The 19,571-nt window shown below is 60.9% G+C and carries 17 protein-coding genes; 12 read left to right on the forward strand and 5 right to left on the reverse strand.

The window, feature by feature from the left end:
- The 11 genes from ACD590_RS07725 (at position 1) to ACD590_RS07775 (ending at position 14,916) form a co-directional block, all read left to right on the forward strand.
- Positions 1–1,614, forward strand: a complete 1,614-nt coding sequence (locus ACD590_RS07725) for an acyl CoA:acetate/3-ketoacid CoA transferase (protein WP_439002386.1) — start codon at positions 1–3, stop codon at positions 1,612–1,614.
- Positions 1,607–2,386, forward strand: coding sequence for an enoyl-CoA hydratase/isomerase family protein (locus tag ACD590_RS07730; RefSeq protein ID WP_047622622.1), 780 nt, complete (start codon positions 1,607–1,609; stop codon positions 2,384–2,386). Before ACD590_RS07725 ends, ACD590_RS07730 begins: the two co-directional genes overlap by 8 nt.
- Positions 2,386–3,906, forward strand: coding sequence for an aldehyde dehydrogenase family protein (locus tag ACD590_RS07735; RefSeq protein WP_439002387.1), 1,521 nt, complete (start codon positions 2,386–2,388; stop codon positions 3,904–3,906). Before ACD590_RS07730 ends, ACD590_RS07735 begins: the two co-directional genes overlap by 1 nt.
- 88 nt (positions 3,907–3,994) lie before the next feature.
- Positions 3,995–5,257 (forward strand): ABC transporter substrate-binding protein, encoded by a 1,263-nt coding sequence (locus ACD590_RS07740; protein ID WP_439002388.1) that lies wholly within the window; start codon positions 3,995–3,997, stop codon positions 5,255–5,257.
- A gap of 114 nt (positions 5,258–5,371) precedes the next feature.
- Positions 5,372–6,325, forward strand: a complete 954-nt coding sequence (locus ACD590_RS07745) for a carbohydrate ABC transporter permease (protein WP_130771960.1) — start codon at positions 5,372–5,374, stop codon at positions 6,323–6,325.
- Positions 6,322–7,290, forward strand: a complete 969-nt coding sequence (locus tag ACD590_RS07750; protein WP_112902594.1) for a carbohydrate ABC transporter permease — start codon at positions 6,322–6,324, stop codon at positions 7,288–7,290. Before ACD590_RS07745 ends, ACD590_RS07750 begins: the two co-directional genes overlap by 4 nt.
- 3 nt (positions 7,291–7,293) lie before the next feature.
- The gene (locus ACD590_RS07755) at positions 7,294–8,409 is read left to right on the forward strand and encodes an ABC transporter ATP-binding protein (RefSeq protein ID WP_028732266.1); all 1,116 of its coding nucleotides are present in this window, start codon (positions 7,294–7,296) and stop codon (positions 8,407–8,409) included.
- A 15-nt stretch (positions 8,410–8,424) separates the two neighbouring features.
- A complete protein-coding gene (locus ACD590_RS07760; RefSeq protein WP_439002389.1) occupies positions 8,425–9,975 on the forward strand; it encodes a GMC oxidoreductase in 1,551 nt (516 codons plus the stop codon).
- Position 9,976: 1 nt separating this feature from the next.
- Positions 9,977–11,632, forward strand: coding sequence for a GMC family oxidoreductase (locus tag ACD590_RS07765; RefSeq protein WP_028732265.1), 1,656 nt, complete (start codon positions 9,977–9,979; stop codon positions 11,630–11,632).
- A 24-nt stretch (positions 11,633–11,656) separates the two neighbouring features.
- Complete coding sequence (locus ACD590_RS07770) at positions 11,657–12,835, forward strand: Gfo/Idh/MocA family protein (RefSeq protein ID WP_439002390.1); 1,179 nt, start codon at positions 11,657–11,659, stop codon at positions 12,833–12,835.
- On the forward strand, positions 12,832–14,916 hold the full coding sequence (locus ACD590_RS07775) for an FAD-binding protein (RefSeq protein WP_439002391.1): 2,085 nt from the start codon (positions 12,832–12,834) through the stop codon (positions 14,914–14,916). The genes ACD590_RS07770 and ACD590_RS07775 overlap by 4 nt, the downstream gene beginning before the upstream one ends.
- 47 nt (positions 14,917–14,963) lie before the next feature.
- On the opposite strand, the gene ACD590_RS07780 is transcribed toward ACD590_RS07775, so the two are convergent.
- The 3 genes from ACD590_RS07780 to ACD590_RS07790 form a co-directional block, all read right to left on the reverse strand.
- Positions 14,964–15,146: a hypothetical protein gene (locus ACD590_RS07780; RefSeq protein WP_018241686.1), complete on the reverse strand. Its 183-nt coding sequence runs from the start codon at positions 15,144–15,146 to the stop codon at positions 14,964–14,966.
- Positions 15,147–15,244: 98 nt separating this feature from the next.
- A complete protein-coding gene (xth, locus tag ACD590_RS07785; RefSeq protein ID WP_439002392.1) occupies positions 15,245–16,039 on the reverse strand; it encodes an exodeoxyribonuclease III in 795 nt (264 codons plus the stop codon).
- Positions 16,040–16,209: 170 nt separating this feature from the next.
- Positions 16,210–16,698 carry a hypothetical protein gene (locus ACD590_RS07790; RefSeq protein ID WP_247266180.1) on the reverse strand — a complete coding sequence of 163 codons (489 nt, stop codon included), beginning with the start codon at positions 16,696–16,698 and terminating at the stop codon, positions 16,210–16,212.
- Between the two features lie 284 nt (positions 16,699–16,982).
- Here ACD590_RS07790 and ACD590_RS07795 point away from each other — a divergent pair, with 284 nt between their 5' ends.
- On the forward strand, positions 16,983–17,528 hold the full coding sequence (locus ACD590_RS07795) for a hypothetical protein (protein ID WP_247266179.1): 546 nt from the start codon (positions 16,983–16,985) through the stop codon (positions 17,526–17,528).
- 27 nt (positions 17,529–17,555) lie between these two features.
- On the opposite strand, the gene ACD590_RS07800 is transcribed toward ACD590_RS07795, so the two are convergent.
- Positions 17,556–18,179, reverse strand: a complete 624-nt coding sequence (locus tag ACD590_RS07800) for a response regulator (protein ID WP_047622355.1) — start codon at positions 18,177–18,179, stop codon at positions 17,556–17,558.
- Positions 18,180–18,181: 2 nt separating this feature from the next.
- Positions 18,182–19,570: a sensor histidine kinase gene (locus tag ACD590_RS07805; RefSeq protein ID WP_247266178.1), complete on the reverse strand. Its 1,389-nt coding sequence runs from the start codon at positions 19,568–19,570 to the stop codon at positions 18,182–18,184.
- Position 19,571 lies beyond the last annotated feature (1 nt).

Below are 19,571 nucleotides of genomic sequence, written 5' to 3' on the forward strand. Positions count from 1 at the left end.
ATGAACAAGCATCTCACCCCGACCGAAGCGGCCGCGCTGATCCCGGATGGCGCTGTTGTAACGGTGTCTTCCTCGAGCGGTCTCGGTTGCCCGGATCTCATGCTGAAGGCGATTGGTGAACGTTTCGATGCGACCGGCCATCCCCGTGATATCACGACCCTTCATCCGATCGCTGCCGGTGATATGAGTGGCATCAAGGGCGTCGACTATATCGCCAAGAAGGGGCTGCTCAAGCGCATCATTGGTGGTTCCTATCCGTCCGGCCCGTCGTCATCAGAGCCGCCGCTGATCTGGCAAATGATCACCAACAACGAAATCCCGGCCTACAACATCCCCTCAGGTATCCTCTTCGACATCCATCGCGAAGCCGCCGCGAAGCGGCCGGGCGTCCTGACCAAGATCGGCATCGATACATTCGTCGATCCCGAGCGGCAGGGTTGCGCGATGAACGGCCTGGCTTCGGAGCATGCGGTGGTCAAGCGCGTCAGCTTCGAGGGCGACGACTGGCTGTTCTTTCCCTCGATCGTCCCTGAGGTTGCCATCATCCGCGCCACCACCGCCGACGAGCGCGGCAACCTGACATACGAACATGAAGGCGCCTACCTCGGCGGCCTCGATCAGGCGCTGGCCGCACGCAACAACGGCGGCATCGTTATCGCCCAGGTCAAGCGGATCACCAAGGAAGGCTCGCTGAAACCCCATGACGTTCGGGTGCCCGGGATGCTGGTCGACTATGTGGTCGTCGATCCGGAACAGAAGCAGACGACGCAGACGCAATACGATCCGGCAATTTCCGGGGAGATCTTCCGCCCGCTCGATAGCTTCAGCGTTCCGGAGTTCGATGTTCAGAAAGTCATCGCGCGTCGCGTCGCGCAAGAACTTCAGGCGGGGAGCTGCGTCAATCTCGGCTTCGGCATCTCGGCCAACGTGCCGCGCATCCTGCTGGAGGAAGGGCTCCACGGCGCCGTCACCTGGGTCATCGAGCAAGGTGCGGTCGGTGGGGTGCCGTTGCTCGACTTCGCCTTTGGCTGCGCCTCCAATGCCGACGCCTACATGCCGTCTCCCTATCAGTTCACCTATTTCCAGGGCGCAGGCTTCGATGCCTCGCTGCTGTCCTTCCTCGAGATCGGCAAAGACGGTTCGGTCAACGTCTCGAAGCTCTCGTTCCGGCCGCATGTGACGGCTGGTGCCGGAGGCTTCGTCGACATCACGGCGCGGGCAAAGAAGATCGTCTTCTCCGGCATGTTCAATGCCGGAGCGAAGCTTTCGATCGCCGATGGATCTCTTCTCATTGAGAAGGAAGGCAAGTTGAAGAAGCTCGTGAACGAGGTCGAACACGTCACTTTCAGCGGTAGGCGTGCGATCGAGCAGGGGCAGGATATAACCTATGTCACCGAGCGGTGCGTGATGAAGCTGACGCCTGATGGTATCGTCCTCACCGAGATTGCCCCCGGTGTCGATCTCCAGTCCCATATCCTCGATCAGTCGGAATTTCCGCTGATCGTCGCGCCCGACCTGAAAGTGATGGATGCCGAGCTCTTTAGGGAAGCGAACATCGGCCTGTCGCTTCCGGTCAAAGGGGCACGGACGCTGGAGGGCAGCTTCCATGGCTAGCGGAACAGTCAGAATTGATGTCGACGGACATGTTGCGACACTGACGATTTCTCGTCCGGAGAAGCTGAACGCGCTCGACCTCGACATGCTCAAGGCATTGGTGGACGCTGCCGACGAGGTGGAGGCCAACGCCAATGTGCGCGCTGCCATTCTCACGGGCGAAGGAAAGGGCTTTTCCGCCGGAGGCGATATCAAGGCCTGGGGCGGAATGTTGCCTCAGGAGTTCGGTCATCTCTGGGTTCGGCACGGTCACCGTATCTTCGAAAGACTGGCGACCCTGCGGGTGCCGCTCATCGCGGCTCTGAATGGCCACGCCCTCGGAGGAGGGCTTGAACTTGCAGGGGTTGCCGACATTCGCCTTGCAGAGGAGCAGATCAAGATTGGTCTGCCGGAAACCGGCCTTGGGATGGTGCCGGGCTGGTCCGGGACTCAGCGTCTTGTGCGCCGGTTCGGGGCGCAGGCCGTCCGACGCATGGCGCTCGGCGGCGAGATATTCACCGCCGAAGAAGCACGCCTGCTGGGTATCGTGGACGCGGTCGTTCCCACCGGAAACGCGGTGACCGCTGCCAGGGAATATGCGCAGCGGATCGCCGCAAGGGGGCCGGCTGCGACCGAGATCGCGAAGTTGATGATCGCATCGGCGAACGGCGAAGACAATGGAACCGCGGTCGAAGCCCTTGGCTCGATCCTCGCTGCGAAGACCGGCGATCTGAAGGAGGGCGTCGCATCATTCAGCGAGAAGCGCCCGGCAACGTTCAAGGGAGAATGGTAATGACGGTTCTCGTCAACCCCACCGCGCTCAGCGACCACAAGGCGCGTGATTTCAAGATGCTCATCGATGGCAAATGGGAGGCTGGTGCCTCCGATCCGATCGAGCGTGTCGCGCCGAGCCATGGCGTCGTGATCAGCCGGTTTCCGACCGGTAGCAAGAACGACGCCGAACGTGCGATCGCTGCGGCACGCAAGGCGTTCGACCTCGGGCCGTGGCCTCGAATGACCGCTTCCGAACGTTCCGCCATCCTGCTCAAGGCTGCCGACCTGATCGCGGCGCGCGCAGAGGAGCTGGCATTTCTCGATGCTATCGAGGCAGGAAAGCCGATCACGCAGGTGCGGGGAGAAATTGCCGGCTCCGTTGACATATGGCGCTACGCGGCGGCTCTTGCCCGCGACCTCCATGGTGAAAGCTATAACACGCTCGGCGATGGCACATTGGGCGTCGTCTTGCGCGAAGCGATCGGCGTAGTGTCGATCATCACGCCCTGGAACTTTCCGTTCCTTATCGTCGGCCAGAAGCTGCCATTCGCTCTGGCCGCAGGTTGCACGACCGTCGTCAAGCCCTCGGAGCTGACCTCAGGATCGACGCTCGTTCTGGGAGAGATCCTGCAGCAGGCAGGCATTCCGGATGGTGTCGTCAACATTGTCACCGGCACGGGACCAGAGGTCGGCGCGGTCATGACCTCCCATCCCGACGTCGACATGGTGTCGTTCACCGGCTCGACCGGTGTCGGAAAGCTGACGATGTCGAATGCTGCGCAGACGCTGAAGAAGGTCTCGCTGGAACTGGGTGGGAAGAACCCGCAGATCGTGTTCCCGGATGCCGATCTCGATGCGTTTGTCGATGCCGCGGTCTTCGGCGCATACTTCAATGCCGGCGAGTGCTGCAATGCCGGCTCGCGGCTGATCCTTCACAAATCAATGGCTTCCGATGTCGTCAAGCGGATTGCCGAATTGTCGAAGGCAGTGAAGGTCGGCGACCCTCTTGATCCTTCGACGCAGGTGGGCGCGATCATCACGCCGCAGCACCTGGAGAAGATATCGGGATACGTCGCCGGGGCGAGGAGCGGCGGTGCCCGCGTCGCCCATGGCGGCGAGACGCTCGATCTTGGCATGGGGCAGTTCATGTCGCCGACGATCCTCGAAGAGGTCACCCCTGATATGGCCGTGGCGCGCGAGGAAGTCTTTGGTCCGGTGCTTTCGGTCCTGACATTCGAGACACCAGCCGAAGCGATCAGGATTGCGAATTCCATCGACTACGGCCTGTCGGCCGGTGTCTGGAGCCGCGATTTCGACACGTGCCTGACGATCGGCCGATCGGTGCGGGCAGGCACGGTCTGGATGAACACCTTCATGGACGGCGCCTCGGAACTTCCCTTCGGCGGTTACAAGCAAAGCGGCCTTGGCCGCGAGCTCGGCCGCCATGCGGTCGAAGATTACACCGAGACCAAGACACTCAACATGCATATCGGCAAACGCACCAGTTGGTGGATGCCGCAGACGGAAAAGCTGGCTTAGCCGGTGGCCGAACTACGCTCGAGGAGGGCGGGTGATTGGTGCGGGAATGGGTCCCGCATCTTCCAAACTTGAACTGGGAGGTTCTTCGATGAACAGGTTTTTGACCACGACCGCAATGATCGCATTGGCTCTGGCTAGCGCCAGCGTGTCCGTACGCGCCGCCGACGTGAAGGAAGTACAGATGCTGCACTGGTGGACGTCAGGCGGCGAGGCAGCGGCGCTGAACGTATTGAAGCAGGATCTTTCGAAGGAAGGTTTTGCCTGGAAGGACGTGCCGGTTGCCGGCGGTGGCGGCGATGCGGCGATGACGGCACTGAAGGCGATGGTTGCGGCCGGCACCTATCCGACGGCCTCGCAGATGCTGGGTTATACCGTGCTCGACTATGCCCAGGCCGGCGTCATGGGCGATCTGACCGAGACGGCGAAGAAGGAAGGCTGGGACAAGTCGGTTCCGGCAGCGCTGCAGAAGTTCTCGGTCTATGACGGCAAGTGGGTTGCAGCTCCCGTCAACGTCCACTCGGTCAACTGGCTGTGGATCAACAAGGCTGTGATGGACAAGATCGGCGGCACCCAGCCGAAGACCTTCGACGAGCTGATCGCACTGCTCGACAAGGCCAAGGCCGCCGGCGTCATCCCGCTCGCCCTTGGCGGCCAGAACTGGCAGGAAGCGACGATGTTCGATTCCATCGTGCTGTCGACCGGCGGTCCGGAGTTCTACAAGAAGGCCTTCAACGACCTCGACGAGGAATCGCTGAAGTCCGACACGATGAAGAAGTCCTTCGACAATCTGGCGACGATCATCAAGTATGTCGACCCGAACTTCTCGGGCCGCGACTGGAACCTGGCGACCGCCATGGTCATCAAGGGTGATGCGCTGGTGCAGGTGATGGGCGACTGGGCCAAGGGCGAATTCGTCGCCGCCAAGAAGACGCCGGACACCGACTTCCTGTGCTACCGCTTCCCCGGCACCGACGGCAGCGTGGTCTACAACTCCGACATGTTCGGCATGTTCAACGTCCCCGATGACCGCAAGGCGGCCCAGGTGGCGCTGGCAACGGCAACGCTGTCGAAGAGCTTCCAGTCGGCCTTCAACGTCGTCAAGGGTTCGGTGCCGGCTCGTACCGACGTTCCCGACACCGACTTCGACGCTTGCGGCAAGAAGGGCATCGCCGACCTGAAGGCAGCCAACGAAGGCGGCACGCTGTACGGCTCGCTGGCGCAAGGGTACGGCGCACCGCCGGCGATCGCCAATGCCTATAAGGATGTCGTCTCGAAGTTCGTCCACGGCCAGATCAAGACCTCCGACGAAGCCGTCAAGCAGCTCGTCCAGGCGATCGACGACGCCCGCTGAGGCCACTGTCGACTAAAAATGCTTCCCCGCCTGCTCGCGGGGAAGCTTCAGGCTCCGCGCCGATCATGCAGGGATGATCATGCGGGACCGATTTTGGGGAGGAGATGACATTCCATGAGCACCGTTGCGACCACCGATCCGGTTTTGACGCCGAGGCAATCGACGGCGATCTCGTTGAGGGGCCGGCTGCAGGATGCGCTGCCGAAGATCGTCCTGGCGCCGAGCTTCGTCATCACCATCATCTTCGTCTACGGCTTCATCGTCTGGACGGCCTATCTGTCGTTCACCAATTCCAAGACCTTTCCCTCCTATGCGCTGACCGGCGCGCGCGCTTATCAGCGGCTGTGGCGCTGGACCTTCGAGAGCGATCCGCCATCTTCCTGGTACACCTCGATCACCAACATGGCGATCTTCGGCTTCCTCTATATCGGCATCTGCCTGGCGCTCGGCCTGTTCCTCGCCATCCTGCTCGACCAGAAGATCCGCGGCGAGGGTCTGCTCCGGCCGATCTTCCTCTATCCGATGGCGCTCTCCTTCATCGTCACAGGCGTTGCCTGGAAATGGTTCCTCGATCCCGGCCTCGGGTTGGAACAGACGCTGCACCATTTTGGCTGGACGAGCTTCCATTTCGACTGGATCAAGAACAAGGACTTCGTCATCTACACCGTCGTCATCGCCGGTGTCTGGCAGGCGTCGGGCTTCGTCATGGCGATGTTCCTGGCCGGCTTGCGCGGCATCGACGGCGAGATCATGAAGGCCGCGCAGATCGACGGCGCTTCCCCATTCCAGCTCTATCGGCGCATCGTCATCCCGCTGCTGCGGCCGATCTTCCTGTCCGCCTTCATCGTGCTCGCCCATATGGCGATCAAGTCCTACGACCTGGTGGTGGCGCTGACCTCGGGCGGCCCCGGCGGCTCGGCCTGGCTGCCGTCGAACTTCATGTATGAATACACTTTCAAGCGCAACGAGATGGCCGTCGGCTCGGCCAGCGCCATCATCATGCTGATGACCATCTCGGCAATCATCGTTCCCTATCTCTATTCCGAACTGAAGGAGAAGGCGCGATGAGCAGCGTGACCTCTCCAATAGCAACCTCGACCGCACCGCTGCCGCATGGCAGCGATCACAGGAACAACACCCGCTGGATCGGCCGCACCGTCATCTACGGCCTGCTGCTGATCTTTGCCGTCCTCTATCTGATGCCGCTCTTCGTCATGCTGACCACCTCGTTCAAGACCATGGACGAGATCCAGAACGGCAACATGCTGGCGCTGCCGCAATCGCCGACCTTCGATCCCTGGATCAAGGCCTGGGGCGAGACCTGCGTCGGGCTGACCTGCGCCGGCATCAAGGGTTACTTCTGGAACTCGATCAAGATGGTCGTGCCGGCTGTCGCGATCTCCACCATCATGGGGGCGTTGAACGGCTATGTCCTGACCAAATGGCGCTTCCCCGGCCACACACTGGTGTTCGGGCTGATGCTGTTTGCCTGCTTCATCCCGTTCCAGTCGGTGCTGTTGCCGATGGCAACGATCCTCGGCTCGCTCGGCCGCTTCGGCATGACGCTGCAGAATGCCACGGGCTGGAACTTCGGCTTCGGCAATCCGACCGTCAATCTGGTCTTCGTGCATGTCGTCTATGGCCTCGGCTTCACGACGCTGTTCTTCCGCAATTTCTACGAGGCCTTTCCGACCGAACTGGTGCGGGCCGCCCAGGTCGATGGCGCCAGCTTCTTCCAGATCTTCCGCCGCATCATGCTGCCGAACTCGCTGCCGATCATCGTCGTCACGGTGATCTACCAGTTCACCAATATCTGGAACGACTTCTTGTTTGCCTCTGCTTACGCCGGCACCGGTGAATCCATGCCGATGACGGTGGCGCTGAACAACGTCGTCAACACCTCGACCGGGGTGGTCGAATACAATGTCAACATGGCGGCTGCGATGATCGCAGCCGTGCCGACGCTCATCGTCTATATCCTCGCCGGCCGCTACTTCGTGCGCGGTCTGATGGCGGGCGCTGTCAAAGGGTAATCCATGGCCTTCCTCGAAATCTCCGGTCTCAGAAAACGCTTCGGCGCCGTCGACATTCTCAAGGGGATCGACCTCGAACTCGAAAAGGGCGGCTTTCTCGTGCTGGTCGGCCCGTCCGGCTGCGGCAAGTCGACGCTGCTCAACACCATTGCCGGGCTGGAGACGATCACCTCCGGCGATATCAAGATCGACGGGCGCGACATCAGCGGTCTGCATCCCTCCAAGCGCGACATCGCCATGGTGTTCCAGTCCTATGCGCTCTATCCGAACATGACGGTGGCCGGCAATATCGCCTTCGGCATGGAGATCCGCGGCGTGCCGAAGGAGGAGCGTGTCAAGGCGATCGGGCAAGTCTCCGACATGCTGCAGATCGGCCATCTGCTCGATCGCAAGCCGAGCCAGCTCTCCGGCGGCCAGCGCCAGCGTGTCGCCATGGGGAGAGCGCTGGTGCGCAATCCGCAGGTCTTCCTGTTCGACGAGCCGCTGTCCAACCTCGACGCCAAGCTGCGCGTCGACATGCGCACCGAGATCAAGCGGCTGCATCAGCGCATGGGCACCACCTTCGTCTATGTCACCCACGACCAGATCGAGGCGATGACGCTGGCGACCAAGATCGCCGTGCTGAAGGACGGCGTGCTGCAGCAGTTCGGCACGCCGGCCGAGATCTATAACAGCCCGTCCAACATCTTCGTCGCCGACTTCATGGGCTCGCCGGCAATGAACCTGCTCACCGCCACCGTCGAAAACGGCGCCGGCGGGCTCGAGGTCTCGCTGGAGCGGCCGAATGCCGCCCCGCTGAGGCTCCCGGTCATCGCAGGCAACAATGGCCTGACCGCCTATACCGGCAAACAGGTGATCTTCGGCATCCGGCCGGAGGCCTTGACCGATCCCGATGGCGCCGACCGCAAGGCGCGCTCGCTGACCGAGGGCGACTGCCTGATCGAGGTGGTCGAACCGGCCGGCTCCGATACCTTCGCCGTCACCAAGCTCGGCGGCAAATCCGTCGTCGCCCGCCTGCGCGCCGATACCGGCATCGCTCCAGGACAAAACACCCGCCTCGCATTCAATCTCGACAAGGCCGTCTTCTTCGATCCGGAAACACAGGCGCGGATCGTGTAGTGGCCAGGTGCTAACATGAGCAGTTCACCTGACATCGTCATCATCGGTTCAGGCATCGGCGGCGCCACGGTCGCGGCCGGCCTGGCCGTGACCGGCGCGCAGATATTGATCCTCGAAGCCGGCGATCATATCGCCGACCTTCCGATCAACCGCGACCAACGCGCGATCTTCCAGCGGGGACATTTTCGACCGAAGGAAACCTGGTACGAGGCGAACGGCAAGGGATTCAATCCCGGAAACTATTACAATGTCGGCGGGAATTCGAAGTTCTACGGCGCCGTGCTGTCGCGTTATCGCAAAGAGGATTTCGCAGTCATCGAACACCGCGAGGGCGTATCTCCAGCCTGGCCGTTTCCGTATGAGGTGCTGGAGCCGTGGTACTGCCAGGCTGAACGCATGTATCAGGTCCGTGGCAGTCTGGGCGAAGATCCCACCGAACCGCATCACACGGCTGCCTACGAATACCCGCCAGTCCCCGACGAGGCGCCGATTGCCGATGTCAGGGCGCGCCTCAAGCAGAAAGGCCTGCATCCGTTTTCCCTACCGCTCGGCCTGGATCTTGACGCCTGGCTCTCCAAAGCACGCACGCCATGGGATGCGCATCCAAACGCACGGGACGGCAAGATGGATGCCGAGACTGCAGCCCTCGCAGTGGCGCTGAGACACGAGAACGTGCGGCTCGAAACCACTGCGCGTGTAACGAGGCTCGACCTTGGAGCGGGGAGCCGGATCGACCAGGTGACCTACATCAAGAACGGGCAGACGGTGACTGTTTCGCCTAAGATCGTGATCCTCTCCGCCGGGGCGGTCCAATCATCCGTGCTTTTGCTGCGTTCGAAAAACGACCGCTTCCCAAAGGGTCTGGCGAACTCTTCCGACCAGGTGGGCCGCAACTTCATGAATCACAATGCGTCCGCCGTCATCGGGGTCTCGCCGCGGTTCAGGAATACCTCCATCTATCAGAAGACGTTTGCCTTCAACGACTTCTATCTCTCCGACGGGGAGGGCGGACCGCCCCTCGGCAACGTGCAGCTCCTCGGCCGCATCTCTGAAAAGGTCCTCAAGGGCTCTCTGCCGCAGGCTCCGGAGTGGCTTCTGCGCTTCATCACAGGCCATGCCATCGACTTTTATGCGATGAGCGAGGACGTTCCCAACCCCGAAAACCGCGTCATGGTGGATGGAGACCGGATTATTCTCCAATGGCAACGAACCAACTGGGACGCCCATCTCGCACTTGTCGCCAAGTTGAAGGGGATTCTGAAGTCGATCGGATTTCCGATCGTGCTGTCGAGACCCTTCGACAAGCGCACGCCCTCGCATCAGTGCGGAACGATCCGCATCGGAAACGATCCCGCGACTGCGCCGCTGAACGCCTACTGCCGTTCGTATGATCACGAAAATCTCTTCGTCGTCGACGCCAGTTTCCTCCCCACTTCGGCCGCGGTGAATCCTGCGCTCACCATCGCCGCCCAAGCGCTGAGAGTGGCAGATCACATCGCGTCGAAGGACTTTGCAGGCATGACACAGGCGCTGGCGGTCGCCAGGCCGGATGCAACAGGACAGTAAAATGGGATTCGATTACATCATCACTGGCGCCGGTCCGGCAGGATGCGTTCTTGCGAGCCGGCTGAGCGAAGATCCCGATGTCAGCGTGCTCCTGCTCGAAGCGGGCGGAGGCGACTGGAATCCGCTCTTTCACATGCCGGCCGGCTTCGCCAAGATGACCAAAGGCGTTGCCAGCTGGGGATGGGAAACTGTCCCCCAGAAGCACATGAAAGGTCGGGTGCTTCGCTATACGCAGGCGAAAGTCATCGGCGGTGGCTCGTCCATCAACGCCCAGCTCTATACACGCGGAAACGCGGCGGATTATGACCTCTGGGCTCGTGAAGACGGTTGCGAGGGCTGGGACTACCGCTCGATCCTTCCCTATTTCAAACGCGCGGAGGACAATCAGCGCTTCGCTGACGACTATCACTCCTATGGCGGTCCGCTGGGCGTCTCGATGCCGGCTGCGCCGTTGCCGATCTGCGACGCCTATATCCGTGCAGGGCAGGAGCTCGGCATTCCCTATAATCACGACTTCAACGGACGCCAGCAGGCGGGAGTGGGATTTTATCAGCTCACGCAGCGCAACCGCCGCCGGTCGTCGGCTTCGCTCGCCTATCTCTCCCCGATCAAGGACCGCAAGAACCTGACGGTCCGGACGGGCGCGCGCGTCGCCCGTATTATCGTGGAGGGAGCCCGTGCGACAGGCGTCGAGATCGTGACCTCGCGCGGCTTGGAGATCGTGCGCGCTGAACGCGAAGTGCTGGTGTCATCAGGGGCGATCGGATCACCGAAGCTGCTTTTACAGTCCGGCATAGGACCGGCCGATCATCTGCGGTCGGTGGGCGTCAAAGTGCTCCACGATCTGCCGGGTGTCGGCGAAAACCTGCAGGATCACCTGGATCTTTTCGTCATCGCTGAATGCACGGGCGATCACACCTATGATGGCGTTGCAAAACTCCACCGGACACTTTGGGCGGGGATTCAATACGTCCTGTTCCGCACCGGTCCTGTCGCCTCGTCGCTCTTCGAGACCGGCGGCTTCTGGTACGCCGATCCGCAAGCCCGTTCTCCTGATATCCAGTTCCATCTCGGCCTGGGTTCGGGCATCGAAGCCGGTGTCGAGCGGCTCAAGAATGCCGGTGTGACGCTTAACTCCGCCTATCTGCATCCGCGCTCGCGGGGGACAGTCCGTCTGTCATCCTCAGACCCGGCTGCCGCCCCATTGATCGACCCCAACTACTGGTCCGATCCGCACGACAGGACGATGTCGCTGGAAGGGCTCAAGATCGCGCGCGAGATCATGCAACAGGCGGCGCTGAAGCCCTATGTCATGGCCGAAAGGCTTCCAGGACCGAAGGTCATGACCGACGAGCAGCTTTTCGACTACGGCTGCGCCAACGCAAAGACCGATCATCATCCGGTCGGTACCTGCAAGATGGGGACAGGGCCTGACGCGGTTGTCGGGCTCGATCTCAAGGTCCATGGCCTGGAAGGCCTCAGGGTCTGCGATTCATCCGTCATGCCGCGCGTGCCGTCCTGCAATACCAACGCCCCGACGATCATGGTCGGCGAAAAAGGATCGGACCTCATTCGAGGCTTGCCGGCACTTGCCCCCACCATCTTCGCCTACGAACGCAACGATGCGAGGCCTCGGGCCCGCGTCGAAATCCGGTAAGCCATATCGAGAGGAGAGACGACAATGTCTGAAGTCAGAGTTGCAGTGCTTGGCGCCTCGGGCTGGATGGGAAAGGTCCACACGATGGCCTATCAGACCTTTCCGCATTTCTTCGGAGTGTCGGACGGAACGGCACGGATCGTGGCTCTCGTCGAAGGTCCCTCGAAGGCAGCCGGGGATCTTTCCCACAGGGCGCCGAGTGCAAGAATTCTTCAGGATTGGAATCTCGCGGTCGCCGATCCTGATGTCGATCTGATCGATATCTGCCTGCCCGACCACCTTCATTACCAAGTGGCCAAGGCGGCCTTGCTGGCCGGCAAACATGTCTATTGCGAGAAGCCGTTGGCAAACACCGCCGCTGAAGCGCGGGAACTGGCCGACATCGCCCGGGCGAAGGGTGTCATTACCCGCGTTGGACACGCCTTTCCTCGCAATCCTGTCCATGATCTGGCGAAAGACATCATTCAATCCGGCGAAATCGGCGAGATCAAGCTGTTCCGCGGCTGCCAGCACGTCGACATGTATGGCGATCCCTACGCGCCCTTCATGTGGCGCGCCGATAGAAAGCTTGCGCCGACCGGGATCGTCGGTGATACCGGTTCGCACATCTTCAGCTTCATGGATTTCCTGGTCGGCCGCGTCAGTTCGCTGATCGCCGACAATCTCATTGTGACGCCGCGTCGGCCTGTCGTCGAGGGCCTTGCCTACGGCGAGCAGGTGAAACTGTCAGGCAACGAGTCCTGGGCTGATATCACCAATCCCGATGCGACGAACCTGCTGTGCCGGTTTGAGAACGGTGCCGGCGGGATCGTCGATTTCAGCCGTGTCGCGACCGGCCGCAAGTTCATGCAGACCTACGAAATCTATGGAACGAAGGGCAGCATCGCCTATACCTATGACGAGATAAACCGGCTTCGCTTCTACTCCAACGACGACCGGACGGGGCGGCGCGGCTTCCGGGAGATCGACGTGGGGCCTGAGAACCCCACCTTCAGGGCTTTCCTTCCCCTGCCGAATTTCGGCCTAGGCTACAATGAAAGCAAGATCATCGAGGTGGCCGAGGTGATCCGCTCGATCGTTGCAAACCGGCCGATGTGGCCGACATTCGATACCGGCCATCACATCTGCCAGATCGTCGACGCATGCATGGAGTCCTCCCGCGAGAGGCGCTGGGTCGACATCCCGCTGGCTGAACGCCGATGACCATAGACGTTCCGCAGGAAATTCTTGACGCACTAACCGATGTCGACATGCCGCGGCTCCCAACCGAGCCCACCCCTTCGGAAGTGATCCGGCTCGCCGGCGTCGAGGTGCCGGTCTATCAGGCCGGTTGCGTCGTTGTCGGATCCGGCGCGGCAGGTCTGCGAGCCGCGGTGGAAATGAAGCGGCGCGGCGATGACGTCGTCATCGTCAGCCAAAGCGCATGGGGTGGAACCTCGGCCTGTTCGGGATCCGACAAGCAGACCCTTCATACTGCAAATACGGCGGATCAGGGCGACAACTACAAGGCGATGGCCCGAGCCATCCGCAGCGGCGGCGCAATGGACGAGGACATGGCCTACGTCGAGGCTGTGGGCTCGTCGCGGATGATGGCGTCGCTTCAGTTCTTAGGTCTGCCGCTGCCGCAGGATCCGCTGGGCGGAACGCTCAGATATCAGACCGACCATGACGAAGTCGGCCGCGCTACCAGTTGCGGCCCGCGCACGTCACGCCTGATGGTCAAGGTGCTGGCCGAGGAGGTGATCCGGCTCGGAGTGCCGTTTTACAACCAGACCACCGCTGTAAAGATCCTAACCGAGGGTGAGGGAGCTGATCGCCACGTCGTCGGCATACTCGCCATGCGTGCCAGCGACCGCACGGAGGAGAACCCGCTGGGCATCGCGCTGTTCGTCAGTGGCGTGATCGTGCTTGCGGCCGGCGGGCCGGGCGAACTTTATCGCGACAGCGTTTATCCCAACGGCTGCTTCGGTTCTCTCGGATTGGCGCTTGAGGCAGGCGTCGAGCTCGTCAACCTGACCGAAAGCCAGTTCGGGATCGGAACACGCAGGGAAGGGTTCCCATGGAATCTGTCCGGCACCTACGTCCAGGCCATCCCGCATATCTACTCGCTCGATACCGAAGGCGCCGAGCACCACTTTCTGGCAGAGTATTATCGCAGCACGCAGGAGCTGGCGTCGAACATCTTCCGCAAGGGCTATCAGTGGCCATTTCACGCGACGCGCATGCTCGATTTCGGCTCAAGCCTGGTCGACCTTGCCATCGCTAGCGAAACAGCCGCAGGGCGGCGCGTCTTTATGGATTTCAATCGCAATCCCCTATCCGTGCCGGGCGATCTGCCGTTCAGCCTGGAAAGACTGGATGAAGACGTCCGCGAATATCTCGGCAAGGCCGGCGCCGACCAGGAAATGCCGATCGATCGCTTGAAGCATATGAACCCGCTCGCGATCGAGCTCTACCGCCGCTACAAGATCGATATTGCCGAAAAGCCGCTAGAATTTGCGGTCAACAACCAGCACATGAACGGCGGCATCATGGTCGATACCTGGGGCCGCAGCAATCTCGGCGGCTGTTACGCGGTTGGAGAAGCGGCGGGCACCCACGGCGTGACGAGGCCGGGTGGAGCGGCGCTCAATGCCGGGCAGGTCTTCGGCACCCGGGCGGGCGAGCACATCAGCGCGAGCCGAAGGGCGAAGCGGCACCCCACGGGGGATATAGCCGATATCGCAGAGGCGGGCATCGCCGACCTCCTTGCCGGCCTTCGCAAGGAGAGCCCGCTCACCGTCAAATCAATCCGATTGGCAGTGCAGGCACGAATGAGCGAGAAGGCTGGCATCATCTGCGATCAGGAGAGCGTAGGCAGAGCCTTGGTCGAAGCGCGGAAACTGAACGCTGAAATTCGAGCCGACGGCATTGCCTATGGTCGCGCAGCGGAGGCGGTTCGAGGTGTGCAATGGCGGCATATGGCGCTCGCGTCGGAAGCCGTGCTCAGCGCACTTGATTTCTTCATTCGCAATGGAGGCGGCAGCCGTGGGGCGCGCGCAATATGCGATTCGGAGGGCGAATCCCTTCCGCTTGCGAGCGCAGGGCCGTTGCAGGATTATCGTTTCCGGAAGGAACGCGAAGTGCATCGCAAGGAGCAGATCGTCGTTCGGCTTGATGGCGATGAGATTAGGCTTTCAACGCGTGCGAACCGCACATTCGATGAAAGCGCCAGATCCTTTTTCGAGCGAGACTGGCCAGCCTGGTTGACGGGCCGCATTTACGATCTGGATGCTGGCAACTGAGGTGATGCCAGGAACCTGAATCACTTCGAGAAGGGTCCATGGGTTTATCAATCAGGATTTGCAACGGGAGGCTGAACCCGGACGCGCTCGGTATCGTCAGAGCCTTCGGCGATGGCTTCCTCGCTTCTGCGCACCCGCCTTGGCGGATCCTTGCCTTCGACCGGCTTCGGCGACAGCTGATCATCGGCCTGGATCTCGTCGGTGTTCAGGTAGTTCTTGCTTTCGTCCATATCGGTCACATCAGGTTGGAGAGTTGTGGGGCAGGTCCTTTGCATTGGCGCTGTAAAAGCTAACTCTCGGCGACATGACAGGTTCCCTCGCTCGCGGCTCATAGGTCGGCTTCCGCCTCCGAAACGTCGAGCTCGATCATGACTGGCGCGTGGTCGCTCGTATGCTCCCAGCCGCGCGGCTTTCGCCGGACGGTCGCCGATTGCAGCCACGGTGCGACGGCCGGATTGAGCAGGAAGTGGTCGATCCGAAGCCCAGCGTCACGTTCGAAGCTGTTTCGCCAGTATTTCCAGAAGGTGTAGATCCGCTCCTCTGGATGCAAATGTCTGACGGCGTCGGTCCAGCCTTGGGCGACGAGATGAGCATAGGCCTTGCGCACTTCCGGCCTGAAAAGGGCATCGTCCAGCCAGCGTTCCGGCTTGTATACGTCGATCTCCGTCGGCATGACGTTGAAGTCGCCGGCCAGGATCGAAGGCACCCCGATATCGAGGAGTTCGATGGCATATTCGTGTAGGCGACGGAACCAGCGAAGCTTGTAATCGAACTTTGCTCCTGGGAACGGATTTCCGTTCGGAAGATAGAGGCATCCAATCAGGATACCGTCGACGACAGCTTCGATATACCGGCTGTGGGTATCGTCCGGATCGCCGGGAAGACCGCGCCGCGTCAGGATCGGGGTCTTGCCCTTCGCCAGGATGGCCACCCCGTTCCAGGATCTCTGTCCATGCCAGACGGCGCCGTAGCCGGCCCGTTCGATCTCCTTTCGTGGAAACCCGGCGTCGTCTGTCTTCAGTTCCTGGAGGCAGACCACATCAGGGGCGTCCTCCTTGAGCCAGCGCAGTAGGATCTGCAGCCGTCCATTGATGCCGTTGACGTTATAGGTTGCAATTTTCACGATGCCCCCCGGAAGTCGAAGCACGGACAGGCTCTAGAAACGCTCCTGAGTTTCCGCCTCAGGAATTCCCCGCCCGCAATCGTCCCAATGGAGGCGGCTCTCCACACCGTAATGTCCCGCCGGCCGAACCCTCTCGGGGTGATCGAGCGAGCCGACTGCCACTTGGCTCCTCAACGCGTCGCACCGAAGACGAAGGCGATGCCGGCGACGATTGCGACCGCTGTCAGCGGCTGCCGGCGTATGCGATCCTCGAGGTCGTGGACGAATGTGCGAGCCTCCGCCTTTGCCAGGCGGGCTGTTCCAGAAGCCAGATCCGAAGCGGATTCGGCCATCCGACCGGCTTCTTTCTGAAGACCGCACATTTTTTCGCGATCGATATCGGAGGAGCGGGCAGCTTCACCGGTCGAGCGCAGGGCTTGATCCACGAGCGGAAACTCGTCCTCCAGCTTGGTGGGATCGGGCTCCCGCTTCACACGCTCGGCCGCGTCGACGTCGCTGCGGCCGGCGGGAATTGAGGTGTGGGTGGCTGACACCGGATCGGACGCCGGAAAGGTGTCCTCGATTGCTTTGTCGAGTTCGCCTTTTCGGGTCTGCTTCCGCTGCTCTGCCTGCTCTTTTCGCATGGACTGGACTGCGGGGGATTCGTTCGGGTTTGCCATCGGGGTTTCCTCTGTTGCACTTCGACAAACAAAGCGACGACGAGGGGAGAAGTTCCATAGAAATGCTTCCTGACCTCACAGAATAACAGAGATGGAGAAGCGAGTGACTCTGGGCTTGCGATCGCTCGGACTTTTCTGGACGCCGAGTATGGCAATCAATTAAGCCGGACCAAAGTCTTGCCGGCGCCTACTACCTAGGTCGGTTGCAATTTGTCTGCGGAACAGCGAGAAATCTTACGCGTCATATTTTGCATGGGAAAACGGCGGACGAACGAGGCTATGGCATGAGTATCCGGAAACGCGATTTTCTGCGATTGGGCGGCAGCGCGGCCGTCGCTCTCGTCGCTGCCGCATCACCAGCCACATTGAATCTCGGCGGTTTCCTTCCTGTTCTGGCTATGGAACGCGCGCAGGCAAAAGACGGCAACAGTGGGAATGGCAACGGCGGTGGGAACGGCAACGGCGGTGGGAACGGCAACGGTAATGGGGGAGGGAATGGCAACAGCGGCGGTAACGGCAACGGGGGAGGGAATGGCAATAGCAATGGTGGTGGCAGCAGCAACAGCAGCAGCAATGGCTCAGGGAATGGCAATGGTGGGAGTTCCACCGGCAGCACGGGATCCTCTTCCTCGTCTTCAGGGTCGTCAGTAGGATCGGGAACGAAAGCGACGGCAGCGTCCGATGGCTCGATCGACGTCCGTCATTCGAATGGTATCACTGAAGTCCTGCAGCGCGGTCGCTACATTATGAAGGACTCGAAAGGCCGGACGATCATAAATCGACAGGCGACGGCCAACGATGCCCGCCGGCTGAGCCGCTTTCTTCGCTGAAGCGTGATAGCGGGGCAATAACTTCTTTCAGCGCCGTTCGCGCCATTGCAGAGCCGCTTCCGTCCTGTTCGAGGCACCAAGCTTGCTCAGAATCTGGGTCATATGGTGCTTTACAGTCTTTTCCTGCAGGCTGAGACGCAAGCCGATATGCTTGTTTGACATGCCTTGGGCGACAAGATCCATCACCTCGCGTTCCCGTGGCGTCAGACTGCTCTTGTCGGAGGTTCCGCCATTCAGCGAATTCTCCATGACCTTTGCCGACATCGTCGGCGAGATATATCGCGAGCCACGCAGGACGGTTTGGATTGCTTCGGCGAGGCCTCGCGAACCGACACCTTTCAGAACATAACCCATCGCACCCCGTTGCAGAGCTCCCAGTAAGGTGTCCACCTCCTCGGATACCGTCAACATCAGCACTTTCGTTGTCGGACTCCGCGCCAGGACGTCACTGACCGCAGACAGCCCGCCGCCGGGCATCGAGACGTCGAGAAGCATGATGTCGGGGTGGTTGTCTGAGGCGATCATCGCCGCGTCGTCGCTGCTGGCTCCTTCACCAACGACGACAAAGCCGCTGATCTCCGACAGGCTACGCGTTACACCCTCTCGAAAAAGCGGATGATCGTCCACGACGCCGATGGTGATTGATGTCATCGCTACTCTCCCACTTCCATTGGCTCGAAGATCATGGTCACGGTCGTTCCTTCTTCGCCTGTCTTGATGTCGAAGGATCCCCCCAGGCTGCCGACGCGCTCCCGCAACCCCACGAGGCCGAGGCTCGTTGGTCTCACCTCGCTCGGATTGAAGCCGTCGCCGTGATCGCTGACTTCGACACGAACATGACCCTTGCGCGAGACAGCCCTGACAGCCTGCTGAACGCCGCCACCGTGGCGATAGGCATTATTCAGGGCCTCCTGAATGAAGCGATAGATACAGATCTTCACGGCAGGAGGAAGGTCCGGTCCATCTTCGTTGATAATCGTTTCGACATGGGTCTCGGTCTTGTGTTGATGCGCTTCGACGACCCGCGTGACGATCTCGGTGATTGAGGACTTCTCGATCTGCGGAAGCACCAGTCCGCTGCAGATATTGCGGATCTCCGTCATCGCCTCGGCAAGGCTCGAGCGTATCCAGGCAAGCTCTTTTTCACGCGCTTCGGGCTGGGTGGACGCATTGATCAACATGTCGCTGTCGAGGCGCAGTGAGGCATAGGCAATGTGCTGGGCTGGACCGTCGTGCAGATCTGCACCGATGCTGCGCAAATAAGTTTCGTTCAGCGCTGCCGCCCGCTGGGAGGCGCGCTGCAGTCGTCGTTGGAGTCCGCGGTTTTCCGCCAGCAGTGCAGACAGTTCATCGACCCGTTCTTTGAGATCCTTGCGTTGCGTCTCGATCGTGCGGCTACCCCGGAACACCAGAACGGAGAGAACAAGGAAAAAGGTCGCCGTGAGAGCGGTGACGGCGCCCCAGCTCCGGAGCCTGGCATGCGCCAGACTATCGCCCAGTCCTTGTGCTGTCTCGTAGAATTCAAGGACGGCGACCGCTTGTCCGGACCACGGCTGGAGCACAGGGTTATAGATCTCCATGAGCGGTTTGCCGAGCGCGCGCTCCTTGTCGCTTTCCGGATCGCTGGCGATTTCGTAGCGCGCGACGAGAGATCCTGCGAATGCCCTCTGCAGCTTGTCGCTTACCGCAAACTTCCTGCCCACCAGCTCCTTTTCGTTCGAATAGAGGATGGTGCCGTCGCTTCGCCACAGCTTGAACGAAACAAGGCGCTTGCCGAGCGCACCTTGACCGAGTGTCTCGTCCAGAGCCTGAGCACTCGCTTCATCAAGCAATGACTCTGTTTGCATATCGGGAAGTAGTGGCGCGATCACGCTGTCCACATAAAGCGCCGTCGCCGCGCCTGAATTGTGGATGACGGCCTCCTCTATCAGGTGACTTACAAAAAAGCCCACCACGAACATGGCGGCGATCGATATGAGCCCACCCGCGATAAAGAACTGGGAGGCGAGTGAGCGGGCATTCCAGCGACGAAGCCAATTCATT

Source organism: Rhizobium sp. 862_C5_N1_2 (assembly GCF_051811205.1).
Lineage (GTDB): Bacteria > Pseudomonadota > Alphaproteobacteria > Rhizobiales > Rhizobiaceae > Rhizobium > Rhizobium leguminosarum.